This is a genomic window from Ferroplasma acidiphilum, from assembly GCF_002078355.1.
In the GTDB taxonomy this organism is placed as follows: domain Archaea; phylum Thermoplasmatota; class Thermoplasmata; order Thermoplasmatales; family Thermoplasmataceae; genus Ferroplasma; species Ferroplasma acidiphilum.
In genome coordinates, this window is the sequence record NZ_CP015363.1 from 1,725,981 (window position 1) to 1,743,703 (window position 17,723).

Below are 17,723 nucleotides of genomic sequence, written 5' to 3' on the forward strand. Positions count from 1 at the left end.
TATAGAGTATATTGCTAATGTTTATTACACGAAGTTTATATATTTTTTACCAATAGATGGACTATGATGAGGGTCCCATATAAGGTGAATCTGCCAACCGGAGAGAGGTATTCATTTATAAAAAATACCATAAACTCAAGGCAACTGAATACAGTATGCGAGGAAGCCCATTGCCCGAATATAAGCGAATGCTGGGAAAGTGGAACAGCAACGTTTATGGTCCTGGGCTCCAATTGCTCGAGGGGTTGCAGATTCTGCGCAGTAACACATGGGAATATGCTTCCGCTCGACCCTGATGAGCCGCAGAAGGTTTATGATTCAATAAAACTTATGAACCTTGATTATGTAGTAATTACTTCAGTTGACCGTGATGACCTTCCAGATAAGGGATCATCAGCTTTTGCAAGGGTAATTGAAAAGGTAAAGGAACTTGGAATAAAAATAGAGGTTTTGATTCCGGATTTCGGCGGGGACCATGCTGACCTGGATAGAATAATAGCTGCGGAACCGGATGTAATAGCCCATAATATAGAAACTGTAAGGAGGCTTACTCCATCAGTGCGTGATCCAAGAGCAGGATATGACCAGACACTTTCAGTGCTGAAATATATAAAGGGCAGCATGAAAGGTGTAATCACCAAATCTTCTATTATGGTCGGGCTCGGCGAAACAGATGAAGAAGTAGAAGAAACAATGATGGATCTCAGGAATGCCGGTGTTGAAATATTGACAGTGGGGCAGTACCTGAGGCCAACGAAAAAACAGCTGGAGGTGGTGGAATACTCACCTATGTCCAGATTCAAGCACTTTGAAGAAGCTGGATATGAAATGGGATTTTCCTTTGTGGCTTCCGGGCCGCTTGTGAGGACGTCCTACAGGGCAGCTGAAGGATATATAAAAATGAGGGATAAAAAATGATTGAGGAAACTGATATTAGTAAGGAAGGCTTGTTGGCCGCGTATAAAAATATTGTAATGGAAAGGCTATTTGACAAAAAAATGCTGAATGCAAGCAGGCAGGGATTTTTGCCCTTTTATATTCCGCTTATGGGGCATGAAGCTATCCACATAGGAATGGGAATGGCAATCAGGGATGAGGATTTCTTTTATCCATATTACAGGGATTTTGGTGTTCTCATCCAGATGGGCATACCTATAGATACTATATTGTCACAGGTATTTGCCACTGCAACAGACAATGAAATAGGAAGGGATATGCCTGACCATTTTTCACTTAAAAAGTACAATATAGGTGCAGTAATAACACCTGTAGCAGGGCATCTTACATCTGCAACAGGAATTGCATATGCAAAGAAATACAGAAAAGAGAGCGGTTCCGTTATAACAACATTTGGAGATGGTGCAACTTCAACCCCGGATTTCCATGTTGCCATGAATTTTGCAGGAGTTTACAAACTCCCGATGGTATTTTTCTGTGAAAATAACCAGTTTGCAATTTCTGTGCCAACATATCCAACAGATGATAAGGCATTTAACCAGACCTATGAAGAAACCAGAGGTGCAATTTACAAGAAAGCAGAATCATACGGATTCTCCGGAATAAGGATAGACGGCACAAACTTCATAGAAGTATATAGGGCTACAAGGAAGGCACTGGAAAACGCTTCTGAAGACCCTATCCTTATAGAGGCAATGACATACAGGATGGGACCACATTCCACAGCTGATGACCCGAATAAATACAGGACAGATAGGGTGCCCGAAGGAAGCGAGAAAGACCCCCTGATAGTAAGCCAGAAACTTCTAAAGGATATGAAAGTGATAACGGATCTGGATATAAAGCAGATAAATGATGAAATGGAAGAAACTACATCAAAACTTATAGATACCTATGAAAAAGCACCTAAACCGGATAAGGAAACAATGATGGGAAACCTTTACGAAGAAGAGCCATGGTACATAAGTGAGGAAAGAGGTGATATACAATGACGCAGATGACAATGGTAAAGGCTTTAAATAGCGGGCTTAACAATGCAATGGAAAAAGACGATTCTATAATACTCCTCGGTGAGGATGTGGGCACTGATGGAGGTGTTTTCAGGGTAACCGATGGATTACTGGCTAAATATGGAAAGGAAAGGGTTATGGATACCCCCTTGGCAGAACTGGGAATAGTGGGATTTGGCATAGGAATGTCAATGGCCGGGCTTAAATCCATACCGGAAATACAGTTCCAGGATTTTATTTACACGGCTATGGACCAGATAATAAACCAGATGGCGAAGCTAAGGTACAGAACTAATGGAGATTATACACTTCCCATGGTGCTGCGTACCCCCTATGGAGGGGGTGTACATGGAGGGCCTTACCATTCTCAGAGCGGTGAAGCCTATTTCACACATACACAGGGATTAACGGTTGTAACCCCGTCAAATCCATATGACGCAAAGGGATTGCTATTATCATCTATAGAGCTGAACGATCCTGTAATATTCCTTGAACCCAAAAGGCTCTATTATGCGGGCAAGATGGATGTTCCCGATGATTATTATAAGGTTGACCTGAGAAAAGCCAGTGTGATAAGGGAAGGCGATGACCTTACAATAATTACATATGGGCCTGCTGTGCCGGTTGTGAAAAGCACGGTTGAAAAAAATAACGTAAATGCCCAGATAATAGATTTACGGACCTTGAGCCCCTTCGACCTTGATACCATACTTGCTGGGGTTAAAAAAACAGGGAAAGTGCTGATAGTCCATGAATCACCCAAGATGTTTGGTGTTGGTGCAGAGCTCTCAGCAACAATTTCCGAGAAGGCAGTGGATTACCTGGCCGCCCCAATATTGAGGGTTACAGGGCTTGACATACCTATTCCATTTGCCCTTGAGGAGTACTATGTCCCGAACGAGAGAAGGATAATGGCTGCTATAGATAAATTATTAAAATATTAATTTGGTGATAAAAGATGTATACAGTTAGTTTGCCCCCAATTGGAGAAGGCATTCAGGAAGGAGAAATAGTTAAATGGACAGTAAAACCGGGAGATTCGATCAGGAAAGATGATGAACTGGTTGAAGTAATGACAGATAAAATAACGGTAAAGATACCCTCCCCAGTTGCAGGAAAAGTATCAAAAATATTGATAAAGGAAGGAGAAACGGCTATGATAGGGGATGCTATGGTAGAGATAGATTCTCCGGATGAGTCAAATAGCCCTGAAAAACCGGCAGAGAAACCAGCAACAACAGCACACCAGGAGGTATCTGTAAGCACAGATGAAAAAATACCTTCTGTAAAGGCTACTCCGGCGGTGAGAGCATATGCAAGGTCAAAGAACGTGGATATTTTAAAGGTCAAACCGGCTGCCCAGGATGGAAGGATCACAAAGGAGGATATAGATGCCTATATGAAGCAACCTGCAGAACCGGTTGCACAAAAGGCGCCATCAGAAGAGGATGAGGTCTTCACGCCTACCGGCATAAGGAAGCTAATATTCGACAAAATGACAAAGTCCAAGCAGATAATACCGCACTTCACCATAACAGATTTCATAGATACGGAAAATATTGAAAAAGCCATAAACCAGTATTCAAAGAAAAAGTACGTCAGTTTTACTGCATTTTTCGTAAAAGCAGTTACTGTGGCCTTCAGGGATTTCCCTAAATTGAATGCAGTATACAATGAAAATGACAGAACCTATACCATAAAGAAAAAGTACAATATAGGGGTTGCTGTGGATTCCCCTGCCGGGCTAACAGTGGTTGTTGTCAAAGATGTGGCATCAAAGAACATATTCCAGATATCTGAAGAGATAAAAGATATGGCTGAAAGAGCCAGAAATGGCAAACTTGGATTGCAGGATGTCCAGGGTTCAACATTTTCAGTAACGAATATAGGGTCTATCGGAGGAATAATGGCTACACCAATAATAAATTACCCTGAGGTGGCAATACTTGAAATAAATACTAGAACCTCGGGATTTGTAAACGGTGAACTGAAACATGGATTGTATCTCACACTTGCATGTGACCACAGGCTTATAGACGGTGCTGAAGCGGCCAGATACCTTGAAAAATTAAAGGAAGTGCTTGAATATCCTCTTATGTACATAGGTGATTAAATGGATTTCGATGCTGCAATTATTGGCTCCGGTGCAGGAGGATATTACTCCGCCCTCAGGCTGCTGAAGCACGGGAAGAAAGTCCTTATCATAGAAAAGGAAAAGTTTGGCGGAGAATGCCTTAACTACGGTTGCATACCGTCAAAAGCCCTGATAGAATTAAGTGAGAACATAGGTTACCTCCATGATATGCCAGGAGTTACCCTGAATTATAAAATAGACATGAAAGAATGGCAGAAATGGAAAGAATCCATGGTAAAAAGAATAACAGGCGGTGCTGAAAAGCTTTGCATAAGCCTCGGGGCTAAGGTTATCTACGGAGTCGGGTCAGTAAAGGACAGAAATACAGTTACAGTAAATGGTACAGATTATACAGCAAAAAATATAATCATTAATACAGGGTCTGTTCCGGTAAAGATAAAAGGGATTGACGACGTTTATTATAACAGGGAGATGCTTGCAGTTGAAAATATTCCATCAAAACTTGTCATAATAGGTGGCGGATATATAGGAGTTGAAATGGGAACCGCCTTCAGGAAACTCGGTTCAGAAGTTTATATTGTGGAAATGAAAGACAGGATATTACCCGAAATTGAGGAAGATCTTGCCAGGGAAGTCGACAAAAGGCTCAGAAAGCTTGGTGTGAATATAATGACCGGAATGAAGGTGCTTTCAGTTAAAAAGGATAAGAACTATAAAGTAGCTATAGAAGGCAGTGACACGATAGAGGCTGATACCGTGCTCATGTCTGTGGGAAGGATACCAAATACAGAAGGCAGTGGAATAGAAAAACTTGGAATTGAAATGGACGGGCGCTTCATCAAAACCGATAGCCATAAGAGGACTAATGTTCCGAACATATATGCTATTGGCGATGTTTCAGGCGGCCCTATGCTGGCACACAAGGCATTTTACGATGGATATGTAGCTGCGGAGAATATACTTGGAAATGATACTGTTGTTGATTACAGAGCCATGCCATTTGTGGTTTATACCGATCCTGAAATAGCATTTACAGGAAAAGCGGGAACCAAATCGAACAAGGTGCCGGTGCTTGCAAATCCAAGGTCATTGACAATGAACCAGCAGGACGGATTCTTCAAATTGTACTACGATGACGACGGTACCATAACAGGTGCCGGAGTAGCTGCTCCGAGATCCTCAGAATCCATAACAGAAATCAGCCTTGCGGTTGAATCAGGGCTTTCCATAGATGATTTATTCCTGACCATCCATCCACACCCAACTGTATCGGAGGGTTTGAAGGATGCAGCAGAAAGGCGTGACTGATTACTGGACTGACCTTGGAAAAGTTAGTTACAGCGATGCACTTGATATCCAGTATAACCTGGTAGCCAGGAGAAAGGAAAATAAAATCCCTGATACCATTTTATTTCTTGACCACTATAATGTTTACACAATAGGAAGAAAAAGTGACCCGGAGAATTATAAAAATGTAGATGTCATTAAAACAGACCGCGGTGGCGATGTAACGTACCATGGAGAAGGCCAGCTTATAACCTATTTCATATTTGATGTCAGGATAAACGGAAAAAAGGAGGTAAGGAAACTTCTTGAAAGTATTGAGGAATCATACATTGCTATGTTGAAAACTTACGGCTATAATGCCATGCTCTATGGAGAACCCGGGATATGGATAGATAAAGGAGGTATAAAGAATAAAGTGGCGTCCCTTGGAATGGCAGTGGATGATTACGTTTCATATCACGGAATGGCATTAAATATATCAGCTTCAGTACTTGATGGATTCGGATTGATAAACCCATGCGGGATGAACAGCAGCGTCATATCATATGTGGATATTCCAAGGGAGGATGCAATTAAAGGGCTGCTAAAAGAATTTTCAGGGCACTTTGGAGAATTTTCCTATATAGATAAGGAAAATTTAATCAGGACTCCCGTTTAATATCCCAGATCCGCTCTGTAATTCCGAGGCGTTTATTTGAAGCAAGAGCCTGCATAAACAGTACAGATGATAGCCTGTTAAGGTATATGAGTATATATTTGTTCACGGACATCTCTTTCGATACAAAAACCGAAAGCCTTTCAGCCCTTCTTGCAACTGTCCTGGCTATATGGAGTGATACTGCTTCCTGGCTGCCATCCGGTATAACAAAAAGTTTAATTTTCCCTATTTCCTTTCTGTATTCTGTTGCCCGCTGCTCAAGCCATTTAACATCTTCTTCCTTTATAGTCCTGTGCTGGCTTTCGGCCGTGAGGTCTTCACCAAGCACAAACACATCGTTCTGAATTTTAATCAGATCGTTCCGTATATCATCCCATTTTGTATTAATAAGTGCATTCCCTATAAACGAATTGAGTTCATCAAGTGTGCCCTGAAAATCCACCATTGGAGAATCCTTTCCTATCCGTACTCTGAGCCCGTTGTCGGTTTCTCCCTGATCGCCACGCCGCGTAAACATAGAATTGTATTATAAATATAGATTTAATTCTTTGTTATGGGCAACGTTGACAAATTTAACACTTTGTATTAGAAACATGTTTTAGAATGACAGCATACGGTAATATCGGAGAGAACCATGAAAAAATTTTGAATTACTCAACGGCTAACAATAAGCAAAACCGTAACATATTACCTCATGGAATAAATTTAAGAAAAGTATTATTTTCTTCTGATTGTTATGGGTATAACTCCATTATCGAATTCAAATATTGCGATATCTATGGGGTCTATCATGTCAGGCGAAACGTCTAGAATAACAGGTGCGCCCATAGCAATTTGCAGTGCCCGGGCCCCAATAATTCTCGCTTTTTCAAACTTAGTTAGCATCATAGAAATCATTTAAAGTAAGATGTGTATTAAATTAGAATAAATAAACATTTCTATCCCATCAGACTCTCCGCATGTCTCTAATAGTTATATAGAACATCATTAATTTATGAATAAATAGCATGATTTTATTTTCCATTCAACCAGAATTATACATCAATGTTGCATTATAAAATACAAAACCTATCAATTTAACAGCATTATCAGAATATTAAAAATATTAATGTCCATAGCTTAAGCTAATACTGCTATAATCATAGCTCTATTTTCCAGCAATTATTATTTATTTATCCATTGCTATTCATTATTGTTTTCCATTTCCTATTTCCCATAGCTATTAAAAAGTCCGTGAGTATGATATGTGATAAACCATATATTCTCCTTATAAGGTTGATAAGGATCCACAGGTTGTATACCAGTATGGAAAAGAAGTACAGAAATTGCCTTATAGCCATATGGCTTGAGTGTGTCTTTTCCCTTATGTCTATTTTCCTTTCCTGGTAGCCATTCTCTATTCGATAGTGTCAGTAATTATAAGCCAGAAAAATGTGCTATCAACAAGATCTATAAATTATATTAAAAATATTAAATTAAAATTCAATATAAATGCTAAAATTATATGTTTAAATAGTAAAAACATGATTTAAAATCAGGTAATATTTAATAAAAAATATTCAAATTGGTTGTGTATGTAATTATGTGTAAATATAAACCTCCTGGTACCAATGAATTTAATCATTAAATAACAGGAAATAATATATCTTTTGAAAAAAATATACAACATCACGGGAACTCCAAATCTCTGAACTCTTCCAGTGCCAGCATAATAATTTTCATAATATGGTTATTAAATATTGCATAAATTAAGCAATAGAAGCTTTATCCAGATTTTCGATAGATACGTTAACATCTTTCCCATTTAGCATTACGGGGAGGCTCTCTTCCTGCAATTTTGCTATTATATGGTGATCTGAAACTGTGAATTCCATTTTCTGGAATTCTTTAAATGTAAGTGTTTCTTCACCATTGTACCGGTATTTTCCAAGGGTTGCAAAATCACCATCATTCCCTGTTGAAGAGATTACTTCTTTTGAATTTCCATTCCATATCGATAGAATAAGGCATTGGGATTCAACACCGCGTATCCTGGCCTTTTCAATGTTGGTAAGTATAAGTACCTGCTTCCCCTGAAGATCGCTTTTTGTATAGTATTTCTTCAGATCAGAAACTGTCTGGTAAATTTTATCCCCGTGTAGTTTTATGGAATAAAGTGAATCTGCGCCAGGGTGGTCTTCTACGGAAACAATTGTGGCAAGCTGGATATCAAGTATATCAGGATTCGAGAAATCTATTTTTTCGAATGGTATTGATCCCTTTTTAATATTAAATTTATTAATTTTGAGGACATCATTAAATGTTGCATTTTCTAAATTTTCTGAAATCCCGAATGTTTGCCATATGCTTTCAGCTGCAGATGGTACATATGGATATAGCATTGCAGTGAGATATTGCCCTATTTTAAGCGATACATATAATTTCTCATTAAGCTTTTCCATGTCTTCCTTAATAAGTTTCCATGGTGCAGATTCTGTGAAGTAATTATTTGCTGCCATAACAATTTCCAGCCATATTGATATGCCGCGTTTGATATGGATACCGGAAACCTCCATGCTGTATTCAGAAAATTTGTCTTCAAGGAATTTCATCATTTCACGGTCTTTCGCATCCATTGTTTCTGGCTCATGCGGTGATAAGCCATTTTTTTCTATGAAGCTTTCTACACGGTATATATAATTGCCATATTTGTCAATAAGTTCAGAGTTGACCTTAAGCTGGAATTCATTCATTGAAAAATCAGAGTCTCCTGTTTCAGGGAGTACAGATGACATATAATAACGCAGTGAGTTTTTATCCACAAATTTCAGCATTTCATCCACAGTGAACCCTATGCCCCTGCTTTTTGAGAATTTTTCCCCCTCAAATCTCAGATATTCATTGGCTGGAACATTATATGGCAGATTAAACCCTCCATGGGCAAGCAGCATAGCAGGCCATATTATTGTGTGGAACGGTATGTTGTCCTTTCCGATAAAATAATATGATTTTATGTTTTTATCCATCCAGAATTCCTTCCAGTAATCTGGCTTTCCAGTTTCTTCAGAATACACTCTGGCTCCAGTTATATAGCCTATAAGTGCTTCGAACCACACGTATATTTTCTTATTTTCATAGCCTTTTAAAGGTATTTTTACACCCCAATCCAGATCCCTTGTTATTGCACGGGGATGTAACCCTTCTCCTATAAAATTCTGTGTGAATTTCAGGACGTTCGGCCTCCAGTAGGTCTTTGAATCAATGAATTCTGCCAGCTTTTCCTGCAGGGAATCAAGTTTAAGGAAAAAATGGTCTGTTACCCTGAAAATAGGGCTGTTTCCTGTCATTTTACATATAGGGTTAATAAGTTCTATGGGATCGAGAGTCTGCCCACAGTTATCACACTGGTCCCCTCTGGCTTCCTTATATCCGCAATAGGGGCACTCGCCTTCAATGTACCTGTCAGGCATGAATTTATTGATTTCAACACAGAATGGGGATATCATATATCGCTTTACAAGGTATCCTTTTTCCAGCAGGTTAATAAAAAATTCATCTACATCCTTTACATGCTCGGGGTCACTGGTTCGGGTAAACTTATCAAATATGATATCCATTGAATTGAATGAATTTATCTGTTCAATATGATATTTATCCGCAATTTCCTGGGGTGGCACATGATTTTTTTCGGCACTGATTGTAATAGGAGTTCCATATTCATCGCTTCCAGAGATAAATAGCACTTCATTTCCTGACATTCTATTAAATCTCACGAATATATCGGCACCTAAATATGCACCGGCTATGTGCCCCAGATGCAATGGCCCATTTGCGTAGGGAAGTGCACAGTTTACCAGAATCTTTTCCCGTTCCATTCTTGTGTAGTATACACTAAAATTTAAGTTTTTATTATCTATCTATTTTCTTTACTTCATCGTCAAATAGATATACAAATTTGTTCAGGAATTTATCGAATATAATTATAAGGACCATTCCAGAAAAAAGGAATAATAAGGCAAATACATTTGCTTTTTCAAGAATAAAAACAACGGCTATCCCCATAGCAGGTGGATGCATTGCACGGGCCTCTACAAGGAGCATTGCAATTATAGTTTCCACTATTGCAAGGGTATAATAAATCCCTATATAGGGTTCTATAAACGCACCGGCTATACCGATGGCACCGGATATTATATAACTCACCACAAATTTTGAAAGGCGTGATGATTTCTGTTCAGGTTCCATGAAAAGCAGGAAGCAACTGGAAGCAAAGGATGAAAAAACAATAAATTTGGCTATTGGAATGATGTATATATGCAGCAGGGATAAAAATAAAATTGTAAATGTTATGGTTATACCTATGAATATAGCCGGTATTATGCTGTTTCTAAGCCGTACTATACTCTTGCCAGGTTTCTCCATTGAAAATAGATATGTTAATAGTTTATCAACATGTTGCCTACTTTATATTTTTTAGCTGGTCTATTGTTTCCTGGACAGCCACATCAACGGATTCGTCACTGGTATACCTGCTCTTCCACCCTGTGGATAGTAGCTTATCTATAGCAAGATGGGTAATTTTTATATCTCCTTTCCATCCCCTTCCATTTATTCCGCCTGTGAAACGGTATTTTACATTTTTGAGGCCCATTCTCTTTACTACATAATCTGCAATGGTTTTTACCGATGTTGTTTCACGATTTCCCAGATTAATAATATCCGTTCTTGTTAATTTTTCATGGACGTATATCATTGAATCCACACAGTCTTTTACATGCATGTATGATTTTTTCTGTGTGCCATCGCCCAGTATTTCAAGTTCATCAGGACTTTTCAACAATTTATTTATAAAATCATATATAACTCCGTGGGTAGAGTTTTTACCCACTATGTTTGCAAATCTGAAAATAGAGCCTTTAAATCCGTAATAATGGGAGTAAGCTGTAATGAATCCTTCATTGGACATCTTCGATGCCCCGTATGATGATATGGGCATATAGGGCCCATAATTTTCTGGTGTAGGCATGATCGATGCTTCGCCATACACCGTGGATGAGGATGCAAATAGTATGTCTTTAACATCATATTTTCTCATGTATTCCAGGATGTTTTCAGTTGCAACAACGTTATTTTGAAAATCTTTTGTCGGGTCCTGTGAACCATACCTGACGTCGGAATTGGCTGCAAAGTGGATAACTGTGTCAATGCCTTTTAATGAACCGTAATCAAATGAAAGCAGGTCTGTGTTTATAAAATGAAAGTTTTTGTTTTCCATAAATTGTGTTATGAAACGATTTCCAACATGGTTGTTAAGGTTGTCCAGTACTGTTATATTGTTGTCTGGCAATAGTTTTTCGACCATATTGGAACCTATGAATCCTGCTCCCCCAGTAATAAGTATGTTTTTCCCTTGCATGGATGTAGATAGCCTGATAAATAATAATTGTTTTTATATTAAAAATTAATAGGGTAACTATGACATATTATTTCAAATGTAAAGATTTGGGATGGAATTGCTCATTCGAGAACCACGCAGAGAAAAGGGAGGACATATTTCCCAGGATAAGGATCCATTTCCATTATGCACATGCAACGAACGATATAGATGAGGAAACAATGAAAAAAATTGAATCCGTCATATATGAGGGTGAAGAATACAAAGGGGAAATATGAAAGTTGAGAAATTAAAGGGTTTCAGAGACCACTATCCGGAGGATATGGAAGTAAGGAATTACTTTTTCAAGAAAATTACAAACGCTGCTGAGAATTTTGGTTATCAGCTGATTGATTTTCCAAGCCTTGAACCACTTGACCTGTACAGGCTTAAATCAGGGACAGAGATTGTCAACCAAACTTTTTCATTTACCGATAAAGGTGGCAGGGAGGTTACAATGATACCGGAAGCCACGCCTTCCACTGTCAGGTTGCTCACAGCAAGAAAAGACCTTCCAAGGCCTGTTAGATGGTATTCATTTCCAAAGGTATGGAGATATGAAGAACCTCAGGAGGGAAGATTCAGGGAACATTACCAGTTCAATGCTGATGTGTTCGGGCTTGATTCTGAGGAAGCAGATGCGGAAATTGTTGGATTGGCTTCAAGCATTCTTGATTATCTTGGTTTATCCGGGGTATATGAAATTAACATTAATGACAGATTTTTGATGGAATATGTGTTAAAGGACCTGAACATCGAAGATATACCCGATGCATTTTCAATAATAGACAAATACAAAAAAGTTGATAAAAGCTCATTCGTTGAGGCATTTAAAGGCATAGGTGCCGGGGAGGATGAGATAAAAAAGATCCTTTCGCTTTTAGGCGAAAAGGTTGATATAGGCAATTTGGAGAAAAAGATAAAAAGAGTAGTGAACAACTACGAAGAAATAAAACCCAGGATAGAGAGAATTAAAAAGACATTCGACCTTATCGGGCTCTATACTGAGAGCAAGATAAATTTTGATTTTTCCATAGTCAGGGGTTTATCATACTATACAGGAATCGTATTCGAAGCCTTTGATGTGAAAGGAGAATTAAGGGCAATACTGGGAGGGGGAAGATACGATGGCCTTTCACAGTTATTTACACAGGAGAAAATTCCTGCCGCGGGATTTGCAATAGGGGATGCAGTAATAGAATTGCTTCTAAAAAGGCAGAATTTATGGTTAAAAAGAAATATGAAAGAATCGTATTATATATGCAACCTTTCATCAGAAAACTATGATTATATTATTAAAATTGCCAGTGTAATAAGGAGCCTCAATAAAATTGCAGTTGTTGATATGACACACAGGAAAATTTCATCACAGATGAAAAGTGCATCAGACTTTGATTTTGCCATCATCATAGGGGAACGGGAAATTGAAGAAGAGACAATGACGGTAAAAAACATGCATAGTTCCGAACAGTCAACTATAGGATATGATGAATTTTTCCTTAAGCTCAGAAGTGGAAATAACTAAATAATTATAACATTTCTAATGGCAAAACTTATATTGAAAAATAGCTTTTACCATAAATGTCAGTTGCTTTTGTCCTTATAAGAGTTATCCCCGGAAAGGAACATGAAGTTTATGACCGGGTTTCTACATTGAAGTATGTCACAGAAATACATCCGCTTCTTGGTGAATTTGATATTTTAGTGCGGATAGATACAGAAGACATGTCTGAAATAGGAAAACTGATAATACAGGACATAAGGTCTATAAGCGGCGTAGTAGATACAAAAACATTGGCGGAAATTAAATTGTAGGTGATTGAATGACGGGTTTTTCATGGAATTGGGACGTTTTTTTGTTGGTTTTGCTGGCATTGCTGGCCCTATCACTGATCGTGTTTGGTGTTCTCACCGCATACTTCGGCAGCAACAAAAGCAGGATGGTTGGAGGAGGATTGCTGGTTGTTGGAATTTTAATCGGCATATTCGTTATTCTTGGTTCAGGAGATATTTTCAAAGTAAGCTTTATTACAAGAATTCTGGAACCGACGATATTTTATATTATTGCAGCGGTCATAGGAGTGGTTATAGGGCTCCTGGTATTTCTAGGGGCAATAATGAAGACATAATTATTTTATCAACCCTTTGATTTCGTTTTCTTCTGAAATAAAATAAATTACATTATTTTCAGCAAATTCTTAATTATCCTCAACCGGAAAAATATAATCATTTTCGCTGAATACGGATAGAACTACTATTTTTTTAAAAATTTTCTTGAAATCAAGTAGATTGTATACGATGTACTTATCAGGTATTTTTACAGAATAGATTTTTGGGCCATCACCGGATGATAATAATCGGAGAACAAAATCAGGCAGTTTGGGATTCATTATAGATTTTGATATGACAAGGGCACTGAGTTCATTCAGGGTAATAACTTCATCTGCACCTGCACTTTTTGCATTTGTTACATTGTCTGAACTGGCTACCTGTGCTATTATTTCAGCAGATTTATTTAGTTTTCTTATCTGAAATATATTCAGTATTGTTTTTGCATCTATAAGATTCAGTGGGACGTTGGAGCTAAAATCCCCTGTAACAATAAAACGTTTGGCTTCTGAAGCATTTGCTTCGGCAAGGGTTTTTTCGTCTGTTGGATCCCCCGGGGTAAAAAATACATAATCTGATTTTACGGGGTTTTCCTGAAGGTTTGCAATCAGAACAAGGGAATCTATTTTCAATTTTCTATTAAGATAGTTAAGAATAATATTTTTGGAATAATCATTGTAGTTGCATATTATTGTATGATTTTTCATTCTTATACTCTTTATTTTGTGCTTTAATTTAACGTTTGTCATGTATGCAGCTGTAGATGCCGTTAAGGTGGTTACAGTGCCTATTCCAGCGAGCATAATTATTATGGCTATTATTCTGCCTGTTAAATTCACCGGAACTACATCCCCGTATCCAACTGTAGTTACAGTTTGAAATACAAACCATATAGCCAGTTGCGGGCTTTTTATCTGGCTTCCCTGAGTATTTATCTGTGAGACCTACTCAAGATATGAGCCCACGAGTACTATCAGGATTAGAATTAATACAGTTTTAAAGACGTTAGAACCTGTATACCTCTCAATTTTTATGAGGATACGCTTTAATATATTCATTTATAATTACATAATCGATGTCCATATAAAAAGTTACTTTAAAATGCCAATATTTTTTTTACCGTCTCGATACCCGGATTACTCTTATTGTGGAGCTGGTTTCCTTTTTGCCTTCCATAACTTCATGTGTATAAAAATTAATAATATAACTATATTAGGTTATATGGATGCTAAAAAATTTATTGAAGAAAGCAGGGAACTGATACTGTCAAAACTGCACGGAAAAGGGATTCTGGCCTGTTCTGGAGGGCAGGACAGCACCTTGCTATCACTGATAGCTGCCCCCATAAAAAACATAGAAATAATATTTGTTGATACTGGCTTGCTGAGGTTAAATGAAGTTGCCCGTGTTAAATCCCTTTTTGAAAAATTTGGTGTTAAATACAAATTAATTGATGCAAAAAAAATATTTCTTGATAATTTAAAGGGAGTGGTAGACCCTGAAACGAAGAGAAAAATTATTGGAAAAACATTTATAGATGTTTTCAAGAAAGAAGCTGAGACTTTTGGAGCTACATATCTGCTTCAGGGGACTATAGCCCCTGATTGGATTGAAAGCGGTGGCGCTTCCAGGGATACTATTAAAAGCCACCATAATGTTGGTGGTTTGCCTGCAGATCTGGGATTCGAACTGATTGAGCCATTGAGAGATCTTTACAAGGATGAAGTGAGGGAGGTATCAAGATATTTCGGGCTTCCAGATGTTATGCCATTTCCGGGCCCGGGCCTTGCAATAAGGATTATAGGAGAAGTTACTGAACATAAACTGGAGATATTAAAGCAGGCAACGGATATACTTGAAAGGTCTGTAAATGAGAGGTACAGTGGTGAAAAGCCATGGCAATATTTCTGCGTGCTCCTGTCTGTAAAAACTACAGGTGTTCATGGAGACCAGCGTACATACGGTGAGACAATAGCTATCAGAATGATAGATACACTTGACGGGATGACGGGCACCTTTTCAAGGCCGGATTGGGAGCTGATCAGCGATATTTCTGTAAATATTACCGATGAAGTGCCAGAAATTAATAGAGTTGTTTATGATATTACAGACAAACCCCCCGCCACTATAGAATGGGAATAATTATATAATAATTTACAATTCAATAAAAAAGGTAATCATTATGATGGAAGAGCAATTACTAATACCGGAAGAAGAATATCAGAAATCCGGTATCCATATAGGGACACAGGTCAAATCAAAGGATATGGATAGATACATATTCAAAATAAGAAATGATGGTTTATATATACTGGATATTAAAAAAACAAACCATGCGCTGATAGAAGCAGGCAAAATGCTGGCAAGGTACCAGCCCGAACAGATTCTTGTTGTGGCACAGAGGCAGTATGCATTTAAGCCAGTTGCAAAGTTCTCTGAAATAGTAGGCTCAAGTTCTATTATCGGGAGATTTATACCGGGAACGCTAACAAATCCAAATTTAAAGTCTTATTACAACGCAAAAGTAATACTTATAACAGATCCTTTAGCAGATACACAGGCAATGAAGGAAGCTATAAGGATAGGCATACCTGTAATATCACTCTGTGACGCAAACAACAAAACAGATTTTGTTGACCTTATTATTCCAACAAACAACAAGGGAAGAATGTCTCTTGCAGTTATATACTGGCTGCTTTCAAGGGAAATCTTGAAAAACAGAGGAGATATAAAATCATACGACGAAATGAAAGCTAAGGTAGATGATTTCGAAGTACAGATCTAAATATCCCTTAATCTTTCTATATAAATATATTTTAAATCATTGCCTATAAAGCCGGCAATCAGAGTCTTTTTCCTGACACTGGTGGATAATCTTATTGCCCTGCTTATTTTATACCATTTCTCAGAAGTCATAAGGCTAACAAGAAATTCCGCATGGTTTTCCATAGAATCTGAATAAATCCTGAAATTCTGCCCGTATTTAAATCCACTTTTGACAATAAAATGCCTTTTTATAAGATCCCTGTAAAGCTTATCCTCATCTGTTTTTAATTCTCCAGAAATATAATTTGCTTCAAACTGATTGAGTATTTTGACACCCATGAATTCCTGCCCGAACCATTCGGGATGGCTGTTTGTTGTGTAATATATGTTATTCAATTTTTCAGGATTTCCTATGGAAATATCTGAATCTGCGTTACCCTCCGGATCTATAAAATCCGCCCTGAAGTATGTTATGCTTTTTTCCTCATCAACAGTTATGAATATGGCAGGCAGGTCCACATAGAGGCTTGAGAAATCTATTAAATCGCCTTCCTTGATAAGTATAACAGGTATGCCGTATTCTCCGCCGGTTTTTTTGTAGAAAAACTTATTTCCATCCCTTTTTACAATTAGCCCTTTTTCTTTTAAAATAGAATATACGTAATAGATGTAAAGATCTTCGGTGAACACACTGCTTATAACCTGCGGCAATCCCATTTCCGGTTCCGGCATTATTTTTCCTTTCATATACAGGTATATGCATTCACAGGGGTTCAGTTCCAGCACATTATCCCTCATCTTTCCAACATGGTATTTATTGATTATCTGTGAAATATCCATGCCAGACAAAACAAAATGTGTGTTTCTGCATACGATTTCCATGCATGGTATTATTTACTCGGATTATAAATTTTTGCCAGAGCATAACCTATAACATCGTTTAAAATGCCTGAAAAATCATCATGGCTACTGTAAATAAAGTATATTGATCCGTACTTGTCCGCAAGTTTTGATATTTCAGGTTCCCAGAACTCTGATGCATACCTCATATCCGATTTGGTAGCAATAATAAATACTTCCATATCCGGAAACTCGCTTAGAAATTTGCCTGCATCCTGCAAGCTTTCCATATCGGTAATATCCACAACAAACAATACGAATGTTGATTTGGAAAGAAATTTGTCATTCAGTGTTTCATATGGCATTTCAAGGAATAAAAGGTCTATATCATAATCCTCGGACATAAAATTTGTATTTACTTTCTTCCTGATAAACCCCCTGCTACTTATCTGTGTGGCCGTATTGTAAACAGCCCTGGAAACTATAGAACTTTTTCCAGAATTTTTTTTGCCTGTAACCGTAACTTTCCAGATCAGCTTCTGAACCATTAGGGTTTGAATTAAGAACCATTATAAAACATTTTTTAAT

General features: G+C 37.9%; 21 protein-coding genes. 12 read left to right on the forward strand and 9 right to left on the reverse strand.

What is annotated here, in order from left to right:
- Positions 1-63: 63 nt before the first annotated feature.
- The 6 genes from lipA to lipB are packed head-to-tail and all read left to right on the forward strand — an operon-like array spanning position 64 to position 6,007.
- Positions 64-918, forward strand: a complete 855-nt coding sequence (gene lipA, locus fad_RS08660; RefSeq protein WP_009886897.1) for a lipoyl synthase — start codon at positions 64-66, stop codon at positions 916-918.
- Entirely contained in the window at positions 915-1,949 is a 1,035-nt protein-coding gene (locus fad_RS08665; protein ID WP_009886898.1) for a thiamine pyrophosphate-dependent dehydrogenase E1 component subunit alpha, read from the forward strand. The genes lipA and fad_RS08665 overlap by 4 nt, the downstream gene beginning before the upstream one ends.
- Positions 1,946-2,911: an alpha-ketoacid dehydrogenase subunit beta gene (locus fad_RS08670; protein WP_009886899.1), complete on the forward strand. Its 966-nt coding sequence runs from the start codon at positions 1,946-1,948 to the stop codon at positions 2,909-2,911. The genes fad_RS08665 and fad_RS08670 overlap by 4 nt, the downstream gene beginning before the upstream one ends.
- A gap of 14 nt (positions 2,912-2,925) precedes the next feature.
- The gene (locus fad_RS08675) at positions 2,926-4,080 is read left to right on the forward strand and encodes a dihydrolipoamide acetyltransferase family protein (protein ID WP_081143071.1); all 1,155 of its coding nucleotides are present in this window, start codon (positions 2,926-2,928) and stop codon (positions 4,078-4,080) included.
- Positions 4,081-5,370, forward strand: coding sequence for a dihydrolipoyl dehydrogenase (lpdA, locus tag fad_RS08680; RefSeq protein ID WP_081143072.1), 1,290 nt, complete (start codon positions 4,081-4,083; stop codon positions 5,368-5,370).
- A complete protein-coding gene (lipB, locus tag fad_RS08685; protein ID WP_081143073.1) occupies positions 5,348-6,007 on the forward strand; it encodes a lipoyl(octanoyl) transferase LipB in 660 nt (219 codons plus the stop codon). The genes lpdA and lipB overlap by 23 nt, the downstream gene beginning before the upstream one ends.
- Here lipB and fad_RS08690 read toward each other — a convergent pair.
- The 6 genes from fad_RS08690 to fad_RS08715 form a co-directional block, all read right to left on the reverse strand.
- Positions 5,991-6,524: a cob(I)yrinic acid a,c-diamide adenosyltransferase gene (locus tag fad_RS08690; RefSeq protein WP_081143074.1), complete on the reverse strand. Its 534-nt coding sequence runs from the start codon at positions 6,522-6,524 to the stop codon at positions 5,991-5,993. The genes lipB and fad_RS08690 overlap by 17 nt on opposite strands.
- Before the next feature lie 200 nt (positions 6,525-6,724).
- Entirely contained in the window at positions 6,725-6,895 is a 171-nt protein-coding gene (locus fad_RS08695; RefSeq protein ID WP_009886904.1) for a DNA-directed RNA polymerase subunit K, read from the reverse strand.
- 284 nt (positions 6,896-7,179) lie between these two features.
- Positions 7,180-7,347, reverse strand: coding sequence for a hypothetical protein (locus fad_RS08700; protein WP_236940571.1), 168 nt, complete (start codon positions 7,345-7,347; stop codon positions 7,180-7,182).
- 408 nt (positions 7,348-7,755) lie between these two features.
- Entirely contained in the window at positions 7,756-9,861 is a 2,106-nt protein-coding gene (metG, locus tag fad_RS08705) for a methionine--tRNA ligase (protein ID WP_081143075.1), read from the reverse strand.
- 34 nt (positions 9,862-9,895) lie between these two features.
- On the reverse strand, positions 9,896-10,408 hold the full coding sequence (locus fad_RS08710) for an HPP family protein (RefSeq protein ID WP_081143076.1): 513 nt from the start codon (positions 10,406-10,408) through the stop codon (positions 9,896-9,898).
- A gap of 37 nt (positions 10,409-10,445) precedes the next feature.
- Complete coding sequence (locus fad_RS08715) at positions 10,446-11,402, reverse strand: NAD-dependent epimerase/dehydratase family protein (RefSeq protein WP_081143077.1); 957 nt, start codon at positions 11,400-11,402, stop codon at positions 10,446-10,448.
- A gap of 59 nt (positions 11,403-11,461) precedes the next feature.
- On the opposite strand from fad_RS08715, the gene fad_RS08720 reads away from it, so the two are divergent.
- The 4 genes from fad_RS08720 to fad_RS08735 are packed head-to-tail and all read left to right on the forward strand — an operon-like array spanning position 11,462 to position 13,549.
- Positions 11,462-11,659 (forward strand): DUF1059 domain-containing protein, encoded by a 198-nt coding sequence (locus tag fad_RS08720; RefSeq protein WP_021787545.1) that lies wholly within the window; start codon positions 11,462-11,464, stop codon positions 11,657-11,659.
- A complete protein-coding gene (hisS, locus tag fad_RS08725) occupies positions 11,656-12,945 on the forward strand; it encodes a histidine--tRNA ligase (RefSeq protein WP_081143078.1) in 1,290 nt (429 codons plus the stop codon). The genes fad_RS08720 and hisS overlap by 4 nt, the downstream gene beginning before the upstream one ends.
- Before the next feature lie 56 nt (positions 12,946-13,001).
- The gene (locus fad_RS08730) at positions 13,002-13,235 is read left to right on the forward strand and encodes an Lrp/AsnC ligand binding domain-containing protein (protein WP_081143079.1); all 234 of its coding nucleotides are present in this window, start codon (positions 13,002-13,004) and stop codon (positions 13,233-13,235) included.
- Positions 13,236-13,243: 8 nt separating this feature from the next.
- Positions 13,244-13,549, forward strand: a complete 306-nt coding sequence (locus tag fad_RS08735; protein WP_009886919.1) for a hypothetical protein — start codon at positions 13,244-13,246, stop codon at positions 13,547-13,549.
- Between the two features lie 69 nt (positions 13,550-13,618).
- Here the strand turns inward: fad_RS08735 and fad_RS08740 are convergent, their stop codons facing one another.
- Complete coding sequence (locus fad_RS08740) at positions 13,619-14,464, reverse strand: ion channel (protein WP_309211351.1); 846 nt, start codon at positions 14,462-14,464, stop codon at positions 13,619-13,621.
- A 286-nt stretch (positions 14,465-14,750) separates the two neighbouring features.
- Between fad_RS08740 and guaA the strand changes: the two genes are divergently transcribed.
- Both guaA and rpsB read left to right on the forward strand, forming a co-directional pair.
- On the forward strand, positions 14,751-15,671 hold the full coding sequence (guaA, locus tag fad_RS08745; RefSeq protein ID WP_081143081.1) for a glutamine-hydrolyzing GMP synthase: 921 nt from the start codon (positions 14,751-14,753) through the stop codon (positions 15,669-15,671).
- A gap of 43 nt (positions 15,672-15,714) precedes the next feature.
- Positions 15,715-16,314 carry a 30S ribosomal protein S2 gene (rpsB, locus tag fad_RS08750; protein ID WP_373693799.1) on the forward strand — a complete coding sequence of 200 codons (600 nt, stop codon included), beginning with the start codon at positions 15,715-15,717 and terminating at the stop codon, positions 16,312-16,314.
- Here the strand turns inward: rpsB and fad_RS08755 are convergent.
- Both fad_RS08755 and fad_RS08760 read right to left on the reverse strand, forming a co-directional pair.
- Positions 16,311-17,177 (reverse strand): hypothetical protein, encoded by an 867-nt coding sequence (locus fad_RS08755; RefSeq protein ID WP_081143082.1) that lies wholly within the window; start codon positions 17,175-17,177, stop codon positions 16,311-16,313. The genes rpsB and fad_RS08755 overlap by 4 nt on opposite strands.
- An 8-nt stretch (positions 17,178-17,185) precedes the next feature.
- Entirely contained in the window at positions 17,186-17,683 is a 498-nt protein-coding gene (locus fad_RS08760) for a GTPase domain-containing protein (protein WP_009886924.1), read from the reverse strand.
- Positions 17,684-17,723: the final 40 nt, after the last annotated feature.